At 50.1% G+C, this 21,895-nt stretch carries 17 protein-coding genes; 12 read left to right on the forward strand and 5 right to left on the reverse strand.

The annotated features are described in order from the left end of the window. The first annotated feature begins 37 nt into the window (after positions 1-37). From AC2215_RS06620 to aroH, 3 genes are all read left to right on the forward strand, one after another. On the forward strand, positions 38-1,801 hold the full coding sequence (locus AC2215_RS06620; RefSeq protein WP_486809178.1) for a CHAT domain-containing protein: 1,764 nt from the start codon (positions 38-40) through the stop codon (positions 1,799-1,801). A gap of 77 nt (positions 1,802-1,878) precedes the next feature. Continuing rightward, positions 1,879-2,694 (forward strand): signal peptide peptidase SppA, encoded by an 816-nt coding sequence (gene sppA / locus AC2215_RS06625; protein WP_486809179.1) that lies wholly within the window; start codon positions 1,879-1,881, stop codon positions 2,692-2,694. 107 nt (positions 2,695-2,801) lie between these two features. Next, entirely contained in the window at positions 2,802-3,188 is a 387-nt protein-coding gene (gene aroH / locus AC2215_RS06630; protein WP_486809180.1) for a chorismate mutase, read from the forward strand. Between the two features lie 136 nt (positions 3,189-3,324). Here aroH and AC2215_RS06635 read toward each other — a convergent pair whose 3' ends face one another. Then, positions 3,325-6,234: a TIGR02921 family PEP-CTERM protein gene (locus AC2215_RS06635; protein ID WP_486809181.1), complete on the reverse strand. Its 2,910-nt coding sequence runs from the start codon at positions 6,232-6,234 to the stop codon at positions 3,325-3,327. A 929-nt stretch (positions 6,235-7,163) separates the two neighbouring features. On the opposite strand from AC2215_RS06635, the gene AC2215_RS06640 reads away from it, so the two are divergent. Continuing rightward, positions 7,164-9,482, forward strand: a complete 2,319-nt coding sequence (locus tag AC2215_RS06640; RefSeq protein ID WP_486809182.1) for a primary-amine oxidase — start codon at positions 7,164-7,166, stop codon at positions 9,480-9,482. Between the two features lie 89 nt (positions 9,483-9,571). Here the strand turns inward: AC2215_RS06640 and AC2215_RS06645 are convergent, their stop codons facing one another. Continuing rightward, positions 9,572-10,783, reverse strand: coding sequence for a DUF3747 domain-containing protein (locus AC2215_RS06645; RefSeq protein WP_486809183.1), 1,212 nt, complete (start codon positions 10,781-10,783; stop codon positions 9,572-9,574). 361 nt (positions 10,784-11,144) lie between these two features. Between AC2215_RS06645 and AC2215_RS06650 the strand changes: the two genes are divergently transcribed. Next, positions 11,145-11,405, forward strand: a complete 261-nt coding sequence (locus tag AC2215_RS06650; RefSeq protein ID WP_486809184.1) for a MoaD/ThiS family protein — start codon at positions 11,145-11,147, stop codon at positions 11,403-11,405. 181 nt (positions 11,406-11,586) lie between these two features. Here the strand turns inward: AC2215_RS06650 and AC2215_RS06655 are convergent, their stop codons facing one another. Further along, on the reverse strand, positions 11,587-12,156 hold the full coding sequence (locus AC2215_RS06655; RefSeq protein WP_486809185.1) for a DUF2854 domain-containing protein: 570 nt from the start codon (positions 12,154-12,156) through the stop codon (positions 11,587-11,589). A 250-nt stretch (positions 12,157-12,406) separates the two neighbouring features. On the opposite strand from AC2215_RS06655, the gene AC2215_RS06660 reads away from it, so the two are divergent. From AC2215_RS06660 to AC2215_RS06675, 4 genes are all read left to right on the forward strand, one after another. Continuing rightward, positions 12,407-12,583: a hypothetical protein gene (locus AC2215_RS06660; RefSeq protein ID WP_486809186.1), complete on the forward strand. Its 177-nt coding sequence runs from the start codon at positions 12,407-12,409 to the stop codon at positions 12,581-12,583. A 354-nt stretch (positions 12,584-12,937) separates the two neighbouring features. Then, positions 12,938-13,132: a hypothetical protein gene (locus AC2215_RS06665; protein ID WP_486809187.1), complete on the forward strand. Its 195-nt coding sequence runs from the start codon at positions 12,938-12,940 to the stop codon at positions 13,130-13,132. A gap of 676 nt (positions 13,133-13,808) precedes the next feature. Continuing rightward, positions 13,809-14,705: a class I SAM-dependent methyltransferase gene (locus AC2215_RS06670; RefSeq protein WP_486809188.1), complete on the forward strand. Its 897-nt coding sequence runs from the start codon at positions 13,809-13,811 to the stop codon at positions 14,703-14,705. After that, positions 14,702-15,658, forward strand: coding sequence for a UbiA prenyltransferase family protein (locus AC2215_RS06675; protein WP_486809189.1), 957 nt, complete (start codon positions 14,702-14,704; stop codon positions 15,656-15,658). Before AC2215_RS06670 ends, AC2215_RS06675 begins: the two co-directional genes overlap by 4 nt. A gap of 196 nt (positions 15,659-15,854) precedes the next feature. On the opposite strand, the gene AC2215_RS06680 is transcribed toward AC2215_RS06675, so the two are convergent. Both AC2215_RS06680 and AC2215_RS06685 read right to left on the reverse strand, forming a co-directional pair. Beyond that, a complete protein-coding gene (locus AC2215_RS06680; protein ID WP_486809190.1) occupies positions 15,855-16,829 on the reverse strand; it encodes an aldo/keto reductase in 975 nt (324 codons plus the stop codon). 99 nt (positions 16,830-16,928) lie between these two features. Next, the gene (locus AC2215_RS06685) at positions 16,929-17,474 is read right to left on the reverse strand and encodes a hypothetical protein (protein ID WP_486809191.1); all 546 of its coding nucleotides are present in this window, start codon (positions 17,472-17,474) and stop codon (positions 16,929-16,931) included. 310 nt (positions 17,475-17,784) lie between these two features. Here AC2215_RS06685 and AC2215_RS06690 point away from each other — a divergent pair, with 310 nt between their 5' ends. The 3 genes from AC2215_RS06690 to AC2215_RS06700 all read left to right on the forward strand — a co-directional run bounded on the left by AC2215_RS06690 (position 17,785) and on the right by AC2215_RS06700 (position 21,701). Continuing rightward, positions 17,785-19,986 carry a DNA phosphorothioation-associated putative methyltransferase gene (locus AC2215_RS06690; protein ID WP_486809192.1) on the forward strand — a complete coding sequence of 734 codons (2,202 nt, stop codon included), beginning with the start codon at positions 17,785-17,787 and terminating at the stop codon, positions 19,984-19,986. A 144-nt stretch (positions 19,987-20,130) separates the two neighbouring features. Further along, positions 20,131-20,712, forward strand: a complete 582-nt coding sequence (locus AC2215_RS06695) for a DUF4126 domain-containing protein (RefSeq protein WP_486809193.1) — start codon at positions 20,131-20,133, stop codon at positions 20,710-20,712. 194 nt (positions 20,713-20,906) lie between these two features. Beyond that, entirely contained in the window at positions 20,907-21,701 is a 795-nt protein-coding gene (locus tag AC2215_RS06700) for a calcium-binding protein (RefSeq protein ID WP_486809194.1), read from the forward strand. The last annotated feature ends 194 nt before the right edge of the window (positions 21,702-21,895 follow it).

Raw genomic sequence — 21,895 nt, forward strand, 5'->3', positions numbered from 1 at the left:
CGGTGTTTTTCATGGCTTAGAAGAATATACAAAAGCCATGGAATTCTATCAACGGTCTCGGCTCATTGCTCGAGAGATTGGCGATCGTGGAGTAGAGGGTATTACTCTCAGTAGCATGGGAGAATTACTCATCAAACAGGAGCATCTAGAATTAGCAACTCTATTTTTCAAGCAAGCTGTAAACATTACTGAAGCAATCCGAAAAGATATCCAAGGGCTACCTCAAGAACTACAGCAATCTTACGCACGGAAAGTTTCTGACCTTTACCGTCGTCTTGCCGATCTGCTCTTGCAACAAGATCGAGTTTTGGAAGCACAACAAGTTTTGGATTTGCTCAAAGTACAAGAACTCGATGATTACTTACAAAATGTACGAGGAAGCGATCGCCCCACTCAACCCCTAGACTACTGGCAACCCGAACAACGCATTCTTGACCTCTACAACCAGGCAATTGTTGAGGGACAAGAACTGATTCAACTGCGCGAGATTCCACCGGGCGATCGCACTCCGGCTCAACAGCAACGCCTTGCGGAATTAGTCGCAAACCAGCAAAATTTGGTGCAGAGTTTTGATGAATTTCTCGATCGACCAGAAGTGACTGAAGCCATCGATCGACTCAGCCGCACCGCCCGACGGCAAAATCTGGATTTAGAACAACTGAATGCCTTGCAAGACAATCTGCGGAATCTAGAAAATGCGGTTCTCCTCTACCCCTTAATCCTGGACGATCGTCTCGAACTGGTTCTGGTCACACCCTACTCACCACCGATTCGTCGCACTGCGAACGTGACGCGAGAAGAATTGAATCGGGCGATCGCTCAATTTCGCAGCAAATTAACCAATCCGAACAGCGATCCGATCGCACAAGCCCAACAACTCTACCAATGGTTGATTCAACCCATCGAGAACGACTTGAGACAAGCCAGCGCTGAAACAATTCTCTACGCCCCAGATGCACAGTTGCGCTACATTCCACTTGCCGCGCTGCACGATCGACAAGAATGGTTGATTCAACGCTTCCGCATCAACCACATCACAGCTGCGTCACTCACGGATTTTGAAACCCCACCCCATGAAGCGATCGAAGTGTTAGCTGGTGCTTTCAGCAAAGGTTATATAAGTTTTCAAGTCGGAACTCGTCAGTTCAGCTTCCATGGACTCCCCTTTGCCGGAGTTGAGGTCAACAATATTGCGGCGGAAATTCCCAGCACAACCATACTGCTCGATCGAGAATTCAGCCCCCAAGCCACCATTCCCTACATGGATGACTATAGTGTGGTTCACCTGGCTACCCATGCGGAGTTTGTCTCGGATTTCCCTGAAGAGTCTTTTATCCTGTTTGGTAATGGCGATCGGGTCACCTTGCGAGACCTTTCAACCTGGTCGCTTCCCAATGTGGATTTGGTGGTTTTAAGTGCTTGCGAGACGGCGGTGGGTGGAGAGTTGGGCAACGGCGAGGAAATTTTAGGGTTTGGCTATCAGGTGCAACGAACCGGTGCGCGAGGGGCGATCGCTTCTCTGTGGTCGGTCGATGATGGCGGGACTCAAGCGTTGATGAATGAGTTTTACGGGGTACTGCAAGAGGGCACGACCAAAGCTAGAGCCTTGCGCGCTGCCCAAATTGCTCTCATTTCCGGAGATTCTACCCCAACGCAGGAGCAGCGAGGGGCGATCGAAATCGTGCCGATTCTCGACAGTGTGCCTTCCGAAGCGAGCGATTCTCCGAAAGAGACGTTCCGCGAACACCTCTCTCACCCCTACTATTGGGCACCGTTTATTTTGATTGGCAATGGGTTGTAGGTATTGAATGCGTATGTTCCCAGTGCGCTATGCTAGGAATTCTGGGAAATTATTTGTTTTTAGGTAGCGCAGAGTTCATGGTTTGGCCGTTTTCTAAGTTTCGCAAAAAAATCGCGCGGATCGAAATCACCGGGGCGATCGCTGCTCCTACGCGCAAGCGAGTCCTCAAAGCCCTCAAAACTGTTGAGGAACGAAAATTTCCAGCCCTGCTGCTGCGCATCGACTCCCCAGGCGGAACCGTCGGCGACTCCCAAGAAATCTACAGTGCCCTGAAACAGTTACAGAAGAAAACGAAAATTGTCGCCAGCTTCGGTAATATTTCTGCGTCCGGTGGGGTCTACATCGGTGTGGGTGCACCTCACATCGTCGCCAACCCCGGTACGATTACGGGAAGTATCGGGGTGATTTTGCGGGGGAATAATATCGAACGATTGCTCGATCGCATTGGCATCTCGTTTAAAGTCATTAAATCGGGCCCGTACAAAGATATTTTGTCATTCGATCGCGAACTCACTGAAGCGGAACAAGAAATTTTACAAACCTTAATCGATACCAGCTACGGCCAATTTGTCGCCACCGTCGCCGAAGGGCGAAACCTCGATGAGGAAACCGTTCGCAGCTTTGCAGACGGTCGTATTTTTACCGGGGAACAAGCTCTAGAATTAGGAGTGGTCGATCGCCTGGGAACCGAGGAAGATGCCCGTCGCTGGGCGGCTGAACTGGCGCAACTCGACCCGGAACAAACCGAATGTTTCACCATTGAGGAACCCAAATCCCCGATTTCTCGCATCCTCGGTCGCAATCGTGCGGTCTCTGGGGTCTCGGAAACGGCGCAGTGGCTGGAGTTTGAAGTGGCGGCTAACGGTTTGCCGTTGTGGATGTATCGTCCTTAATTGAGTCGTTGGGTTGCCCGGAAAAAATCAACCGGGGGACGCGATCGTTGACAAACCACAAAAGACAGGGGACAAAGGACGAAGTAACGAAAAAGGAGAATGATGGCGTGGAATGGCGAGTTCGGGCGATTCGGGGGGCAACGACGGCCCCAGCAAACTCAAAAGAAGCGATCGAAGAGGTGGTGACAGAACTCCTCGATGAGTTGGAAAAATACAACCCCCTCGATCCGGCACAAATTATCAGCGTGACGTTCTCAGTGACTCGGGATTTAGATGCGATTTTTCCAGCGGCGATCGCCCGCAGACGACCGGGTTGGGATACCGTACCGCTTCTGGACGTGCAACATATGTATGTTCCCAGCGATCTCCAACGCTGCATCCGCCTCCTTCTCCACGCCAACCTCCCCGAGTCCCATCTCCCGGTTCGCCATCCCTATCTCCGCAATGCAGAGCACCTGCGGCCGGATTGGAGTGGGGCATTGGTTAACGGGTAAGGTTTTTTATATTCCGGTGAAATGGGGCAGGGGAGGCAGAGGAGGCAAGGGCGGCAGGGGGGAGAAGGTATGACGATTGACAAATTTTTCTTCTCCTCATTACCAATTCTCCTTTCCCGACCCTCTATCTCACGACTTATTGGAATTTGCGGACGCGGCGGCGGGCAATGACAATAAAAGCGATCGTCCCCAATGCACCTAGAATGCCCACACCGGGTTCGGGAATCGCCAGGGGACTGGTTAAGTTCTCATCGCCATCTTCCACAGCTCGATCGAATCGATCGCCTTCGCCTTCGGCTTGTTTGAGGGCTTCTCGCTGTTCGTCATTCACCAAAACGATCGCCGAAGAATAAGGACTGACGATTTTATAGGTTTTGGCGATCGCGTGGACGGCATCCAACTGCGCCAAATCGGTTTCGTTCGTGGTTTCGTCCATTTGCCGGCTCAATCCCAGAATAAGCTGTCGGGCCGCAAAGGGTGCGAAGGGATCGTCTGTTGGAGTTTCTGGAGTGGCCTGTTCGGTTTTCGCTTCAGTAGAGGGTTTCGGGGTCTGTTTTTCGATCGACCAAATATACCCATCGGCCACACTCACCACCGACTCATCCATCGCTTCTAGAGTCGCCTGTCGCTGTAATGCTTCGGGAATATTTGCCGCAACACCGCCACCATTTTTTTGAATTTCAGCTAAGGTGCGATCGTCGTAAGCGGCGGAGAATCGACCCAGATGCACCATCCACAAAGGAACGGAAATGGGTGCAGAAATTTCCGCGACATCCTCGCTATCCTTGTTTTCCTCCACCAACTCGTAACTCCCCTCATCCGTCACCATCAAAATGCCATCGTAAGCCACATCTCCAGATAATTTGGCAAACTGTTTTAACATTTGCTGGGGTTGCAACGTCCCGTAGAAGGTCATCTTCTTGGCATCGAACTGGCGAATGTCATCGATGCGTTGGGGTTCGGCCCCCGTGGCTGCAGTGACGTACAAATCCGCATCGTTGTTATCGATGCGATTGTCGGCAAAGCCGTTTTGCTTTAGCCAGTTGAGGGTTTCTTTCACCTGTTGGCGATGACTCGTCATGCTGCGGGAACCGTCGAGAACCACGGCAAACCGCTTGCCAGAAGGGAAGGTATAGTCTGCATCGGCAACGGGTTTGGCGGACACCTCGTACCCGGAAGATAGCTCAACTTGGTGGGGAGTTGGCGATGGTTTCCCTTCTGCAGGGATGAAAGCGGGAAGCCAATCTTCGGAATTCGATGCGATCGCTTTGCCGTTTTGAATGCGCTGGGTCTCTTTCGTCCAGAAAGCGTTGCGCTTTTCGGCGAGTTGCGGCATCGCCCAACCCTCTTCCTGGCGCATCACTTTATAAGTCAGCCACAGATGCATCTGCGTGGGGCGATCGAGGGGTTCGTTTTCCCAACGTTGCCGGGGAATGGGAATTGGGAAGGCACGCAGGCGATAGTTCCGGGGACCAACTTGCTCGAGGAGCGCCGGATCGATGGGTCGCGCTCGCTGCACTTGGGAATTATACACTTTCTGCGCCGCGCCCCGAGGGGAAATTTGGAAGACGTAGCGATTGTCGCGGATGCCCGTATCTCCCAACCAAACTCCCGTAATCACCGCACTTTCGGGTAACGAGAAATAGTAGAAAATCTCTTCAACTTCGTCAGTTTTATTTTCGTAGACTTCGTAGAGTTCGACTTCGGCCCAATCCCCTTCGGGTTTGACGGAAATTTCTTGGGATTTGACCCAAACTTTTTCCGCATCGATATTGAGAACCCCGGCTTTGGCTTGGTCTACGTTAAACGTCGATTGCAAAGCGTGCTGAATCGATTTCCGTTCGGCTTTTTGCAGGGGGATATCAAAGAATTTGGCGTATAGTTCTTTGGCTTTTTCTGTCGTCGGACGAATTTCTATATCTCCGGAAAGATGAGTCGATGGTGGCATGGGAACGGAGATAGGTCGATCGTCATACAAAAATGCTGACATCAATAGATTGTAGGCATTTTGCAGAGACCAGGTAATCGAGTCCGGTAAATTGAAAGCGTCTTGATACAGATAGTGGATGATATCGTGCCGTTCGTAGGTCGAAAGGTAGCGATAGGGTCCTAAATAAGCATTGACGAGTCCGGCGCGAATCGCATCTGAATCTGCTAAAAGTTCTTGCCGTTCGGCATCAGTTTGAGGAGGAAATGCCAGCTTTTTAAAAACCTCAATTTGCGGCTGCTGCATCCAGGCGAAAAAGAGAACGCTCCAGGTAACTAAAACTCCGATAGCCACTTGAAATGCTCGATTTTTTCCATACTGGGAAGCAAACGCTCTGGTAATTTTTTGCCCGGAGTAAATGTAAAAGCTCGCCAGTGCTGATGGCATGGCGACAAAGAGGCTAGCACTTACGACAAATAGGAGAAAACCCAGCACATTGCGAATGTAATCGCCTACATTGCCATAGTTCCAGAAGAAGTTACGAATCCAGTTAAATGTAAAGAACTCTTCAATCAGATATCCAGCAACGGGAACGGCGTAGAATAACAGAGTTGCTCCTACCCAAATTCCCGCACCAAACATCAGGGTGTGAACTCCCATTTGCATCCAAGCTAGAAGCCGGTGGCGAGAGGCATATCCGCCGAAGAGTTCGATACAAAATGCGAGGGCGCAAGTAATGGCGGTTCCTAATACTAACGTACTGCAGAGCGTCAGTTCTCGAAAAACAAACAACCGCAACAATAACAAGCAAACTAATGGGGCTTCAACGCCGTAAAAAAGGCGCATAAGCTCGATCGGTTGCTTGCGCAGGCGGATTAACCCACCGATGGTACAGAGGGTGGGAACCAGAACTAATACCACCATTGTCACAAGGAATTCCGGTTCGATATCCCCAGCCATCACCGCTTCAATTAAATCGGTGGCAATATAGGGTAAAATCCCGATATAAACGAGGCTCAGAAAAATAATATTCCACAGCCCAAATATTAGAAAATAAGAGGCATTTAACCATTTATTTTGAAAAATGCCTAGGTTCAGTCTCTTGAGTCGTTTTATCATCTTTAACTTTGTCGAGAGAGTCTGTGATAAGTGGGTCGTACTTCTGTCTTAACACTGGCAGACCATCAATACCGCGATCGCATTTAAGCCAAATAAGTAGCGATCGATTTTGTCCAAGATAGACTTCTCTTCGATAAACGATATTTTTGGAAAACGAACTATTTTTTTAATAAAAGTTTACGAACAGAAAGCAGAATTGGCTAATACTCTCGAGTACTCCACCCCACTAGTTTTAATAGATCGCTTAATTCTGAAAATCTTGACGAGCAAGAATTTGAGCAATTTACAACCCCTCGGAATTCATGTGTTGCACTAGTGCCGCTACGGGTCATTAAAAATGCGTCTTGAAAAGTTGAACGGGACTCAAACCGATACCGCTCGCGATGCACGCAAAACTAAAAATTAAAAATGCTGACTGTACATAGCTTTCACCGCTTGAAAGCTGGTCAGTTATTTCTGCCGCGCTGTACTAGCTGCCGATCGAGCGATATCAAGTTCGAATAATTCGTTAGAACTGAGCGCAAACGCTTAATCTCTTCTCAAATTCTCTCCCTCAGCGATTGCCTGCTTCCCCTGCTTCCCTTGCTCGCTTCACGGTGAATTATAAGTATTCAACCGAACTGGATACGATCGCACTTCGATCGGTGGGTTTGAAGTCTGACATCTGTATTGAAACTTGACAAATTTCAAAATTGGAATAAAATGCGCCGCTCCCGGACTGCGAACCTAATGAACAAGAGAATTTCACAAAAAAATATAAATGGATACATTTTGTATCGTTTTGTGATAATAGTTGATTAGAGCATAAAACTTTGTAAGGTTACGCTTACAACTTCCATCTCGATCGTTAATACCTCTAAAAGGTTATTAAATATTCTTCCTTGACATATCTAATTTGCATTAATTTTCCAGTCTAGGAGAATGAAAATTTGTTAGAACTGACTGATTTATTCGACGAAAGCTATTATCTCGATCTTAATGTTGACGTGTCTCAAGCTGTCAATGCTGGAACTTTTACGAACGGATTCGAACATTTTCAACAGTTTGGTCGAACAGAAGGTCGCGACCCTAGCGAGCGGTTCGATACAGAGTTTTACTTGCAATCTAATGTCGATATAGAAGTCGCTTTTCTCGAAGGGGTAACTACGCCCATCGATCATTTTTTGGCATTCGGTCAAGTTGAAAATCGCGACCCGCTCCCCGAGTTCGATACCAACTTTTATCTTGCGAATCACTCCGATGTTGCGGCAGTCGTGCCGGACTTCATTACCGCCTACCAACATTACCTCGAGTTCGGACAAACTGAAGGTCGCAGTGCCGTTAGTAACGAAGAGTCAACTTCAGACGAAACAATCTTGCATCCCCTAGACCCCCTAACGGCCACAGAAATTGAGACCGCAGTTGCGGCGATCGTCGAACAACAAAACCTAACTGACTTGGCATTATTCCCCAATGTTTACTTACTCGAACCGCCAAAAAGCGAGGTACTTGCATTCACGGAGGGTAGCGATTTTCAACGGGAAGCCTTTGTCGTTGTTTTAGACCGAGCGCAGAATCAAACCTATGAGGCGATCGTTGACTTAAATACACGGATGGTTACCTCTTGGGAAGAAATTCCCGGCGCTCAACCTCTGATTACCGAACCAGAATTTGATATTCTCGATGAGGTGGTTCGAGCAGATGAACGATGGCAGCAAGCGATGCTCGATCGCGGCATTACCGACTTTGACAGCGTTGTTGTAGATGGCTGGGCCCCTGGAAACCTCACCTCAGAAGAAAGTGAAAGCGATGCTCGGTTGCTTCGCGCTCTTACCTACTATCAAGGGGGAGACCAAAATTGGTATCGACCGATTGAAGGACTTCTGGTAACCGTCAATCTGAATTCCGAGACCGTCGATACATTTATCGATACTGGAATCGTCCCATTTTCCCAGGAAAATTTTGACTTCACTGCCGATGCGGTCGAACAAACGCGAGAAACACCGAAACCTCTGAGAATTCTGCAACCGGAAGGAACCAGCTTTGATATTGCCGGCAATGAGATTACCTGGCAAAACTGGAATTTCCGCTATACCATTCATCCCCGAGAAGGTTTGGTGCTGCATCAGGTCAACTATCAAGATGGAGAAGAACTTCGACCGATTTTGTATCGCGGGGGATTATCGGAAATGGTGGTTCCCTATGCCGACACCGATACCCAATGGGTGTTCCGCAATGCCTTTGATGTTGGGGAATACGGTTTAGGACGACTGGCCAATTGGATGGAACTCGGTCAGGACGTACCGGAAAATGCGGTGTTGCTCGATGCCGTGTTTGCAGATGATTTCGGAGAGTCTTTTGTGGCGCCAGGAGCAGCAGCGATTTACGAGCGAGATGGGGGAGTGCTTTGGCAGCACTACGATTACATTGCGGACGAGATCGAACTCAGAAGGAGTCGGGAACTGGTGATGGGTATGACCATGACCATCGGAAACTACGATTATGGGATGGATTGGATTTTCCATCAAGATGGCAGCATCGAGGTGGAACTACTCCAAACCGGCATTGTGCTACCGAAGGGTACGACGACAACCGATGCCGGTGCCCTTAGCCAGAGCGATCGGTTCAGCAAACTGGTTGCCCCGAATATTCTCGGACCGAATCACCAGCATTTCTTTAATTTTCGATTAGATCTCGATGTCGATGGTAGCGCTAATTCGGCTGTAGAAATGAATGTAAACGCTCTACCAGTCGGGTCGGACAATCCCGATGGCAATGCCTTTGTGATGGAAGCCACCCCATTGACAACAGAAGCACAAGCCATGCGGAATATCGATTTGAGCCAAAGCCGAAAGTGGAATTTCGTCAGTTCCGATAAGCAAAACGACCTCGGGGGTTCCATCGGTTACGTTCTAGTTCCACAGGGAAATACCGTTCCTTACGCTTCTAGCGAATCCCCAATTCGCCAACGAGCTGGTTTTCTCAATCACCATGTTTGGGTGACTCAGTACGACCCAGAGGAAATTTATGCGGCGGGTGACTATCCCAACCAAAGCGAGCCGGGTCAAGGTTTGCCTGAATATGTGTCCGACAACGATGCGATCGCCAATGAGGATCTCGTCTTGTGGTACACCCTGGGGAATACCCATATTGTCCGTCCCGAAGATTGGCCGGTGATGCCAGTGATGACTTCGGGATTTAAGTTGATTCCCCGAGGATTCTTCGATCGGAACCCAGCATTGGATGTCCCGCCAGAAGATCTCCGTTAACTCGAAAAGACATTCAAAGAGGTAGGAATGCAAGACATTCCTACCCCAAAGTTCGATCGAAACATCAAAGATGCTCGAATGACCGTCGATTACTCAGCTTTCACGCAGTTGAGCGCCCGCAGAGTCGCCGCCGCCGCGTAGTTGCGCAGTGCGGGGGTATCCGGTGCGAACCGATCGCCCGTTTCGTTGAGAGAAGAGGCAACGCCGCAGTAAGCCGACATTTGACCGACGAGCGCATCTGCCCAGTGACCGGTGGTATCGGCGAAGTTTTGCGGAACTTGCTTTTGGTCGAGTTCCGGGGTCAACCCTTGAATCGACTTGCCGTATTCCGAAGCGCGACGCAACACCGCCATCATTTCGGCGCGAGTCACCGTTTGAGCGGGACGGAAGGTACCGTCGGGATAACCGCTGACGATATTATTATCCCGCGCCCACTGAATCTTCGCCGCACTCCAACGAGAGGCATTTACGTCGGAATAGGGACGAGCCGAGGTGCTGGTCGGGATGTTGAGACTTGCGCCAGGAACGGTTTTAAGACCTTCTAGCACCATCGAGACCAGTTGTTCCCGAGTCAGAGCCGTGCGGGGACGGAAGGTATTATCTTCAGAGAATCCGGCGATAAATCCAGTTCGGACTGCTTCTTCGATGTCGCTGGCATAGATATCACCGCGAATATCGGGGAAGGTGAAGGTGGGATCGGGATCGACGGGATCGACGGGATCGGCAATGGGATCGATGCCGGCGATTTGGGCCAAGGTCAAGTCGTTGGTGAGGTAAACGTGACCGAGGGTGCGACCTTGGTAGCTCCGCTTGGCAAACCGCCATCCGGAATTGAGGACGATTTTGGTGAAGCTCGAGCTTTGTCCGTAAGCTCTGCCGATTTCGATAGACGGATTGCTGCGGCGATCGGGAACACCCATCAGCAGCATATCACCATCTTCTTTGACGATTTTGAGGCGATACTGCAAGCCTAAATCTTCACCGCCGGCACGAATGGAATAGCCGTTACTATCGGTGCTGCGTCCGCAAATCCCCGAAAAGTTGAAGTTCAGCAGCAGAGGTTCGACGAGGGTCGGGCTAGAGCCACTTTCGCTCCAGCAGTCGCGGCTGTCGGAGACTTGTTCTACAATCAGCAGTTGGTGGTTGCCCGTTTGGCCCACCGGCGAGGCGATCGCGATAAAGTCGTCTTGGCGAACTTCTGTCTGGTCGAACAGGCTAGCTGCGGCGGGAGCCATTGCGCCGAAGGAAGCAACCAGAGTGGTGGCGAGGGCAGTGAGTTTGAGTTTGAGAGAAGATTTCATGATGTCAGTTTGCGGAGTCGATGTCGGTGTTCTCGATATCTTCATTATGGTTGGTAACAGTTGCACTCAGGAGGGTACACCGTTCTAGTTGTTCAACTGTCCACTAGTGGTTGTGACAGTCGAGAGCGGTGGTCGATCGATATTTCCCTATGAGATAATTTTCCCATTCGATCGAGACGAACGAGCGAGGGGTTAGTAACAGGATTGGCACGGTTGCCTCCTGGAGGCTTTGGAGGCTTTAGGGGTAAGGGGAGAGGGAGCACGCGGTCAAGGGGAAACAAGGAAGATAGATTTTCCCAAAACCCCAAACCTCACACCCCATACCCCACACCCACACCCCACACCCACACCCCATGACCCGATGAGCAACACTATGCAAATTACCGTTAAACTATTCGCTGCGTATCAGGAAGCTTACGGCGAGGCGGAGGTGGTTTGGGAATGTCCGGCAGGGACGACGGCAAGTGCCATTCTCGATCGATGTTTGCAAGAACACCCGCAACTCGAACAATGGCGAGACGTGACTCGATTTGGGGTTAACCTGCAATTTGTCGCACCGGATGCGGTACTCCAGGATGGAGATGAGGTGGTGTTAATTCCCCCCGTCAGCGGCGGTTTGTAAGGGTTTGTGAGGCGATGTGGCTTCCCACAATGGGGTAGAAAGGGATGATACAAGCTCGAGGAGCATCAGCCTCGGCGTGAGGCGATCGCAAAACCTCGTTTTCCAAAACCCCACACCCGGCACCCCACCCTCACCCGATCGGGTTCGATCCCGAACTCAGGTTATTTAAACAAATTCGATCTCACGCCTGAGTCTTTTCCGGGGAGTCACTTGACGACAAAATCGCCACTTCCACGATCCCTTCATCAGGTTGGCGCACTTTCACCTGCACGTTAGGACCGAAAAACTTTTCCATCTTATTGGTTTTTTCCTGCCAAGTCTCGAAGGTGACGAGCGGGGAATCAAATTCCAGAATTAAAGCATAGGCTCCGTCTACGGACTCCTCTCGTATTCCCTCAACCACAGGTCTTTCCTGCTCTGTCTGTCCGAGTCCCAAATAGGAGAGTGCTTCTTCTAAATGGGCGTCCTGACCGTAGCGATAACGAGTGATATCCTCGCGAATTTGGTTTTGGGTGGCCGTTGCTTGGGACTCTCGCAGGGTCAGTACCTCCGCTGGGGTGGATTGTACGAAGGGGACGGGTTTGAGTTCCCCAGATTTGAGTGCTAAGCCGATGAGAATCAGGGGAATGCCGTAAAAAAATCCGGCAAGATTAAGGGTCGCGTAGTCCGCAAAATAGGCTCCAAAGCCAATGATGGTAATCACAATGCCAAGACGGATGCCTAACTTTCCCAGAGAGATTTGACGTAACATACAGTTCAAAAAATGGCGATTTAAAAACGGGTTGGGGGCGCGAAACGATCGAGCCTTCTCATGCGGTCTTCCTCAAACACGCGATCGGACCCAAAAAAGCACGAGCGCGCTTTTCGAGCACCACGAGTACTCAGGAGACTTAAAGCGATACATTACCGATTGTCCCCGATTTGGGACTCCAGGGATACCCAAAGCCAGATCGACGAAACTGGTACAATTTCAGCAGAATGTAGCCACAAAATAAGAATCAATGGATAAAACAGCAATTCGATCGCAAATTGCCGCGATCGAAAGTAAGCGAGAATTTCTGGTGCGCCTCCTAGAACGATCGGATTTGGGCACTCTGAGAATTGATGTCAACCAAGCTCTCGAAGAAATGGACGATTTAATTGAGGAGTTTCGACGCACTTTTCCCGATAGCGACTAACGCTTTCGAGAGTTTTAGCATTTTTGGCCAAAAACGATTCGGTCAAATATAAAATCTAGTGGGGATGGGTGGACCATTTGATAGTAGGTATTAACGTGAAATGCCCCCATGCAAAACGGTCCACTCGATCGTGTCGATGCGATCGCGATCGCATCGTGAGAAGATTAAGATCGCCCACGATCGTGGCACTGTATCACTTCCCTCTGGCTCAAAATCATTCATAGTTAAGATCGTTGGGCATCTTTATCCAATTGAGATCGACCCCCCTCGAATAGAGAAAATCTAATGGGGGATCGACCCAAAGGATTTTCAGATGTCTGCTAGCTGACGTTCAAGTTACAGGCTGTCGATCTTATGAACTTGTACAATCGTTTCGAGCGAACAACGTCCGATGTCTTTTTCCAAATCTGGTGTTCCGGTCGGATTACCCAAGATCATCGTTCTGAGTTGAAGTCTGCTTTTTTGCGAGACCGACTTGGAGAAGAAGAAAAAGCCGCAGTCGATCGAATGTTGCACGCCATTCGTCGCGGCTGGTTAGTTCTCGACTAACTTCCCATAGCACTCATGGGATTAGCACGTATTCGATTTTCAATTCGCCACGTACCAGGTTTAACTACAGTGGTTTTCTCAAAGGTAGACCCCAGGTTGCAATCCCGGCAAGCTTTTCACATTTTTCCGGCCAATTCTGTATGGGGTCAATGTTTGGCGCAAACCGCTATAATTCACTCAATATTGGGTAAGGCAGAACGCACGGGATAATGAGAACCGCCAGCCCAAACTGCAAGCGCGCTTGTTCGGAGTTGCGCTCGTTTTTTGTTTTGGGTGTTTGGGCTGGTTAACTGACCCAACTCAAAAGCCCGAAGATGCCTCAATACAATACATTCACCCATTGGGGAGAGTAGTGATTGTTTTGAGAAAGAACATAGGACGGGGAGCCAGAACACTCGACAAAAACACTTGCCCTGTAGCTCTTCTCAAGTTGAGCGAGCGCTCAACTTGAGAATTGGTGTGGTGAGGGTTCAGTTGAGTTCCCACCCGACTTCCCTCCGGGCACAAATTTCAGCCCACAAAATTTTTCTCAGTCAACCAGCCGGTGACACTCCATCCTCCTTATTTACATCTGCCATTCCCAAGAGTACTCATCGGCTCCGAGATGAGGTCGATGCCGATGACGATCGCACCGTTTCGTCTAAACTCCAGTTAACCCTTTTCCTCGAGATATCTAATGAATTCCGTTCTTCGTTCTGGCGAATCTTCATGTTGGGTTTGTGCCTCCCCCAATCTTCAGGTTGTGAAAGCGGCAAATATTACCGAAAATCTCACCAGCGAAGCTTTCGCCATCACCGACAGCCACTACGGACAAACCGGGGAAATTCAACGCTGCCAAAATTGCGGCTTTCTTCAATGTTCGAGTCTCGATAACGTCTTGAGTTTCTACGAACAACTCGAAGATGTGGGATATGAAGAAACCCGCGCCGAACGAATGCTACAGGCGAAAAAACTCGTCGAAATCTTGCATCAATATCGATCGAATGGCACACTTCTCGATATTGGGGCCGGTAGCGGCATCCTCGTCGAAGCAGCGTTGAAAATGGGATACGACGCGGAAGGCATCGAACCTTCGAGTTGGTTGCAGCAACAGGCGCAAAACTATCAGCTTCCCGTCTATGCCGGTAGCTTTCCCGATGCCACGCCGCGTCAAACTTACGACATTGTCACCCTCATCGATGTCATCGAACACGTTCCCAATCCCGCAGAAGTCGTCGCTGAGGTGGCGAAAATCCTGTCAACCGATGGTATCGTAGCGGTGGCAACGCCGGATGTCAGTTCCTGGGTGGCGCGGATGTTGGGTTGGAAGTGGTGGCATTTTCGGGTGGCGCACATCGGGTATTTTAACCGCAAAACCCTCGATCGCATTATGGCAAATGCAGGATTCGAGTGCGTCAAAATGACTCGTCCTACCTGGTACTTTCCAGCGGAGTATTTGTTAGAGCGTCTGGCAAAGTATCTACCCGTTCGGTTGCCCATTTCAACCCCAGCTTGGATGCAAAAAATTGTCATTCCGCTGAATTTAGGAGATTCTTTATTAGGTATCTACCAGCTGAAAGGAAAAACTGAGTGAGTCTTTACCGCAATCTCCACCAAAATCTCCATCCTTATCTCGAAATTGCCCGACCCGACCATTGGTTTAAAAATGTTTTTTTGCTGCCCGGTACGGCACTGGCGGCTATTTTTACGCAAACGTCGATTTCCGAGTTTTGGCTGCAGTTTATCCTGGGAATCTTGAGTACCTGTGCGATCGCATCTGCGAATTACGCGATTAACGAATGGATTGACGCACAATTCGATAAATATCACCCAATCAAAAAGAATCGCGCTTCGGTTTTAGGCAAAGTCACCGGACGCTGGGTGTATGTGGAGTATCTCCTGCTGTTGGGAATTGGATTCACTCTGGCAAGATGGGTTTCCCTACCGTTTCTGGTGACGGAAATGTTTTTTGCGGTGATGGGTTTTTTATATAACGTCAAACCTTTTAGAACTAAAGATCGAGTTTATTTAGATGTCATATCAGAATCGATAAACAATCCCATTCGTCTTGTTTTAGGCTGGTTTATCGTCACCCATACTCTCATTCCCCCATCGAGTTTACTGCTCGGATATTGGGCGGGGGGAGCGTTTTTAATGAGTCTCAAGCGCTATGCCGAATATCGGTTTATCGGCGACCCAGATACCGCAGGACTCTACCGGCGATCGTTTAAATTTTATACAGAAACAAGCTTGCTAGTTCTTTCGTTTTTTTATGCCAACTGTTCGGCTTTTTTATTAGGGGTTTTTCTGGTAAAATATAGAATAGAACTTCTGCTGAGTTTGCCGGGATTTGCAATTCTCTTTTCCTGGTATTTATATCTGGGCATTAAACCCGATTCTCCCGCACAAAAACCCGAGGCAATTTATCGCGAGAAAGGGTTTACTTACTATGCCATGTTTTTGATGGCGATCGTCGCTTTTCTGTTTGCGATCGAAATTCCCGGATTGAATTGGTTCCTCGAAAATGCGTTTATTACCCAAGAGTAATAATAAATGGTTTGCATTCAGCCGTCAGCTGTCAGCTAAATGCTGCCTCCAAAAGCTGAAATGGCAACGGACTCACCGGTTAATATGATGAATTTCATTTGTTCCGTCGAGAAAATCTAGATTCAACGAATGCTTGCGGCTTTTTTATCGAAAGCCGATCGCCGATCGCTAAAAGCTGAATGCTTACCTTAAAAAACTACTTCGTTTGAAAAATATTTTGAACCATTACTTTATCTAACCGCGCCGCCGTCCGATCTAACGCTTCAATTTCTCCAGCATCCAACTGCCAACCTAACGCCCCAATATTTTCTTTTGCTTGCATCACCGTCTTTGCCCCCGGAATTGGAATTGTTCCTTTACAAATGCACCAGTTAATCGCAATTTGAGATGGGGTTTTCTCACGCGATGCAGCGATTTCTCGAAGAACTTCTAAAAGGGGTTGAATCCCCGGTATCAGTTGCCGAAACAGAACCCCGCGAAGACCTTGAGGTAAATTATCTGGGGAATATTTTCCAGTCAATAATCCCAATCCTAGAGGACTGTAGGCAATTAGTTGAATCCCCAACTCATCGCACATCTCTTTAATCCCTAAATCGGCGATCGGATACGTTGAAAGAAGAGAATATTGAACCTGTAACGTAGAAATCGGAACGCCACGATCGCGAAATCTTCGAGCAACCCATTTCAAGCGTTTCGTTCCGTAATTCGACAATCCCACTCCTTTAACAATACCCGCTTCGTAGAGGTCTGCTAACCCATCCAAAAGCGCCCGTTCTTGCCAGGGAAAATAGTTCGCCGTAGACCAGTGCATCTGCGCTAAATCGACGCGCCCTAGCCGTTTTGCCGATGCCTTACACGCCGAAACCATCGCCCCCCGCGTCAATCGCCAGGGATAGGCTGCCAGTTTCGTTGCCAAACAAATGCGATCGCAATTCAACCCCGCATATTCCTGGGTAAATCGTCCCAACAGCTTCTCGCTTTGTCCGTTGAGTTTCCCGGTTCCGTAAGAATCCCCGGTATCGAACAACGTCACGCCGTTACTGACGCAGAGTTTGAAAACCTCTTGCAACTCGGCATCCATACTTTCGTCATATCCCCACAGCAGGCGATTTCCCCACGCCCAAGTTCCGCATCCCATGGGAGGTAGAGACAAAGTTGAATGGGTTGGCATGGTTTCAGATTTTCGATCGAGTTTGTCTCAATATCCCATATTTTTGAGGCGCGGAATTCGCCTGGGCGACATTCGGGAAGATGAGGGGCACAAGAGACTTTAGTCGAACGAATATCCGGCAAAGAAGAGTTCGGAGGGTTGTCCTCCTTGGTAGATAATGATGTAGCGTCCTTCTCCTCGACCGATATCATCCCAAAACATCTGCCAAGATTCCGGTTCTTCTTCCTTCACGAGAATTGCTTCAACCCTGTCTCGCGTGGGTTGAGTCGTTCCAAATATCTGTTGCAACTCCGACTCGGAAATCGTGCAGATGGCATCCATTTCTGGTTCCTCTGACAGGCGCATAATATCCAAAATTGAATGCGTACCACCTTCCCCAAACTGCTCTAATACCACTTCGATCGCAGCTTCTATACTGCCATATTCCTCAATCAGCTCATTGGCGGGTTTAGGCTGTTCGATCGTGTCTTCGAGGAGAGCAAAAGTCTCGGCAACATTTCCTGTTAATAAATCGGGAATCCATCGATTTGCCCAGTAGCTATAACCATAACGACCTGCCCGAAATTCTTGCTCTCGCAGAGCTTGTAGGGCAGAGTTAAGATCGACGCGATAAGGAGTAAAGTAATGCCAAGGATTTCCACCCATGATGTAACCTCGATAGTGACTTCAATTCCATCTTGCCCTCAGTTCAGTTGAAACTCGATCGCATTAAGGGTTTTAACCTCAATACGGGTCAAGGATGCTTGAAAGTCCAGCGAGGTGATGTAGATTCGAGTCATGGGTAGAAGAACCCCACACCCTACACCCAAGACAAGCGGCACACAAGCTTAACCATTCCCCATTCCCCATTCCCCCTTCCCCATACCCTTCATTAAGAAAAAAAGACGTTCCCCAAGACGATCGAAGTTTTATGGTAAACCGATCTTGGAGGATGTATTGAGGGGTCTAAGATCTAATGACGATCGCCATTTCCAGTCCAATCGAAGCCACCACCGATCGCGCTCTCGATGAAGCGATCGCCTTAGCAACAGATGCCGGACTGGCCATCGATCCCGACACACCCGATGGCATCACTTGGGCTACTCTGCGAAATGCTCTCGCCCCCCTCTCTATCGCCGAGTATTGCGAGGGAAGTGCGATCGGCAAAAAACTCCCAGGGGCCCTTTACGTTCACCACAGTGCCATCGCCGCCCTGCCGCCCCTCCTGCGTCTCTACGAAGCCCTCTGCCGCCATCGCCTCGGTTACCTCGACAACCCCACCCTAGTCAAATTCGGGTACGAACTCTCCAAAGTCTCCTACCTCTTCTACCCAGAATTCGACCTCGCTCCCCACCCCGAACTCCACGCCAGCATCCAAGTGGAGTTCCTCACCGGACAAGTCAGCTATCGCGACTACCAAACCTCCGAAAATCCCCCCATCCTCCACCGCAAAGAAACCTTCGTCACCCCCGACTATCCCCACTACGAAACCTTCGCCCAACTTACCCACCAAGAGGAACTCTTCGGACTCCTAGACAATCCCAAAAATATCGGCACTCGATCGAACTGGGAGCGATGTTTGTACGATGCCGGGGTGGAAATTCAAGACCATCAAGTGGTGCGCCGTCGCGACGAGTCGGGCACCGTTGCCATTCCCAAAATCGAACGCCACCGGGCGGCCCTCGATCGTAAAGAACTTTCCCGCCCCATGCGCTTGACTCTGGAAGCGGATTTGTTCGCACCGCAAACCACCTTTTTCGATTACGGGTGCGGCTATGGGGGAGACGCACGCCGCATTGCCAAACAAGGGTATAAAAGTGCCGGTTGGGACCCCTACTACGCCCCGGACGTTCCCAAACAAGCCGCGGATATCGTCAATCTCGGCTACGTGATTAACGTCATCGAAGATACGGCGGAACGGCGAGACGCTTTGATAGCGGCGTGGGAGTTGACCCGACGAGTCCTGGTGGTTTCGGCGCAAGTGGCGATCGGCGATCGCCATCGCGGACAGGTCGTCTTTGGAGATGGGGTCATTACCCGTCGCCGCACGTTCCAGAAATACTACGAACAAGAGGAACTCAAAACCTATATCGATGGCATTCTCGAAGTCGATGCCATTCCTGTGGCATTGGGGATTTACTTCGTCTTTCGCGACGAGTCGATGGCCGAAACCTTCCGTGCCGCCAGATTTCGATCGCGCACCCGCGCCCCCCAAATCCGCCAACCCAGCCGCACCTTTGAAGACTCCCGAGAACTGCTCGCCCCCTTAATGGAGTTTGTGGGGGAACGGGGACGATTGCCGGTGAAGGGGGAACTGAGCCAACATCCCGAAATTCTTACCGAATTGGGTTCCTTTCGCCGGGCCTTCAACCTGGTGCTGCAAGCTACCGAACCAGAAGCCTGGGAAGCGATCGCCGAAAAACGCCGCCAGGATTTACTCATCTACCTCGCCCTCACCCACTTCGGTCGCCGCCCCCAACTTAAGCAATTTACGCCCCCCGTCCAGCAGGATATCAAAGCCCTCTTCGGCAGTCTCAAACAAGCTTTAGCCCTGGCTGAAGAAATGCTCTTTAGCGTAGGCGATCTGACCGAAATTGCCCGACTCTGCCAGGACAGTGCGATCGGTTTACTGTCTGCCAAATCTTTAACGATCCACGTTTGGACCCTGCCGCACCTCGATCCCCTGTTGCGGATTTACGAAGGCTGCGCCAGTCGTACCATCGGACGCATGGAATGGGCAAACCTGATTAAAATTCATACCCAAACGCCGAAAATTTCCTATCTGTACTACCCGGATTTCGATACCGATCCCCATCCCACCCTCCACACAGCGATGGAAATCGATTTGCGGGATTTGCAAGTCCGCTACTTCGATGGGGAAACTTGCGAGAATCCCCCGGTTCTTCACCGCAAGGAAAAGCTCGTCACCCCGGACTACCCTGTCTACGACAAGTTTGCCAAACTCTCCCAACAAGAAGAAAACTGGGGCCTGCTCGATCGTCCCGGCGCGATCGCCCATTATCGCGGCTGGCAGGAATGTTTGAGCCAGAACTGTGCCGAACTGCGCGGTCATCGCGTCTGTTGGCGCAAGGATGCCGATCCCTATCGCGTGAGAGTGCTGCGATCGGCCCACCGTCGCCGGCAAATCCGTGGAGGAGAATCGGAGTCGACGGTTTAAACCGTTTAAACTAAGGAGTAAGGTTCCAACCGTTCGGTTTCCACTCGCCCGACTCTTTGTATTGTTTCTGACGGGAGCGCTACCAACTCCATCGAATGTCAATCCGAATCCAACTGTGGAACCCGACCGTTCAAATAAAATCTTATGGTTGAAATCCTAGCCGTACTCTCTGCATCCGCGGCGGCTGGACTGAGAATTGGCTTGCCTTTGTTATTAATTGGTCTGTTGCGAGGTAATCTCTGGTTCGACGTCCCTTTGCTGTCTCAAATTCAGCCCCAGGTGGTGGTGGGGGTTCTCGTGAGCTGGTCTCTGTTTGAAGTGTTTGCCTCCAAAAAATTACTCGGACAGCGCATCGTGCAACTGGTGCAGCTCGTTTTTAGTCCCGTTGCTGGAACCCTCGTCGGGGTTGCGGTGGCACGCGCCACCGGTATTGTCGATTGGCTGGCAGGGTTACTGGGTATGATCGGTGGTTTGCTGGCGTTAGTTTTGCAGTTGGTGCAAGTGGGTTGGTTTTTTCGGTTGCGAGGTTTTCCGATTTGGGCGATTTTTGCTCAGGATTTCCTGTGTATTATCTTGGTTTTACTCGCCCTTGACGCACCGGAACAGGGGGGGTTCATTGCCATGTTGCTGCTGTGGTTGGCGATTCGCAGTTCGAGTGCCTGGTATCGCTGGTATGTCGAAAAGGGCCCAAAAGGTCGATCGCCAACGGGAAAATTGGATACTTAGAGCTAAGGGTACGCAGTGATAGCGGTATTGAGATGGGTTCGGACATTTTTTTGCACGATTGTTGGTAACGCAAGCAAGATGAAAGACTTCGATCGAGCCTTAAAATACCCGTATTTTCTCGGACTTTCGAGGGAAAGCCGCTCGTCTGATTTCTAAGCTAAACTCGTCTCAAGACAACGTACACCCTAAATACTATGGAAGTTCTATCGAGTCCCACACCGCAATCAATTCCCGGACTCTATTTAGATTTAGAAAACGACCCCGCCACCGGAGATAACGTACAACTCACTCCAGGACTGATGGGTCCCTTTCCATTGGGACTGCGGGCCCTCGATGGAGATGATGCGGTACTTGGTTCCTCTGATGGAGAAACGATCTTTGGTAATCGGGGTGCGGATACCCTATTGGGGGCGGAAGGCGATGACGTTATCCTCGGAGGACGGGATAACGATAGCATCGATGGTGGCATTGGAAATGATTTCGTCGCTGGGAATATCGGCAACGACATCGTCAAGGGTGGTGATGGAGATGATACCCTACGAGGGGGACAAGACAGCGACGTACTCATCGGCGGTAATGGGAACGACCTGATGTATGGAGATTTTGGCCTCGACGCTCAACTCGGTGGCGCTGGCAGCGATACCTTCGTACTCAGGGCGGATAATACTTCCTCATTTGCAGAGATTGCTGCCCTGGGTGGAGATGCAGATCTGCTGCTCGATTTCCAACCGGGAGTCGATCGAATCGGGCTAACGGACGGACTTACAGAAGCCGATCTCATTATCACGGACTTCGGAACGCAACCGGTGACGATTCCCCCAGAAGTCCAAAGTTTAATCGACGAAGGTATTATCTCTATGACGGATCTCGATCCCGATGGAGATGGTCTGGCTCGCGTCACTTTAATCTCTGTCAGCGGTGGTGACTTCTTGGGGGCGGTCACAAACGTGACTCCAGCGGAGCTTCAAGGTCAGTTCGTCTCTGTTTAATTTTAACGTGAAGCGCGGGTTAAGCAGAGTCGCGGTCACGATCGGTGGGGCTGAAATTCCACTATTGGAGGTGGATGGGAAAGAGGGATTCGAACTCCTGAAGATGAAGGTAAACGATTGGATACTCCAATTCTGACTCACCAGAATCGACGATGATGCTTTTCGATTCCCCACACCCCACACCCCACACCCCA

The sequence above is a fragment of the Zarconia sp. genome (assembly GCF_057467645.1).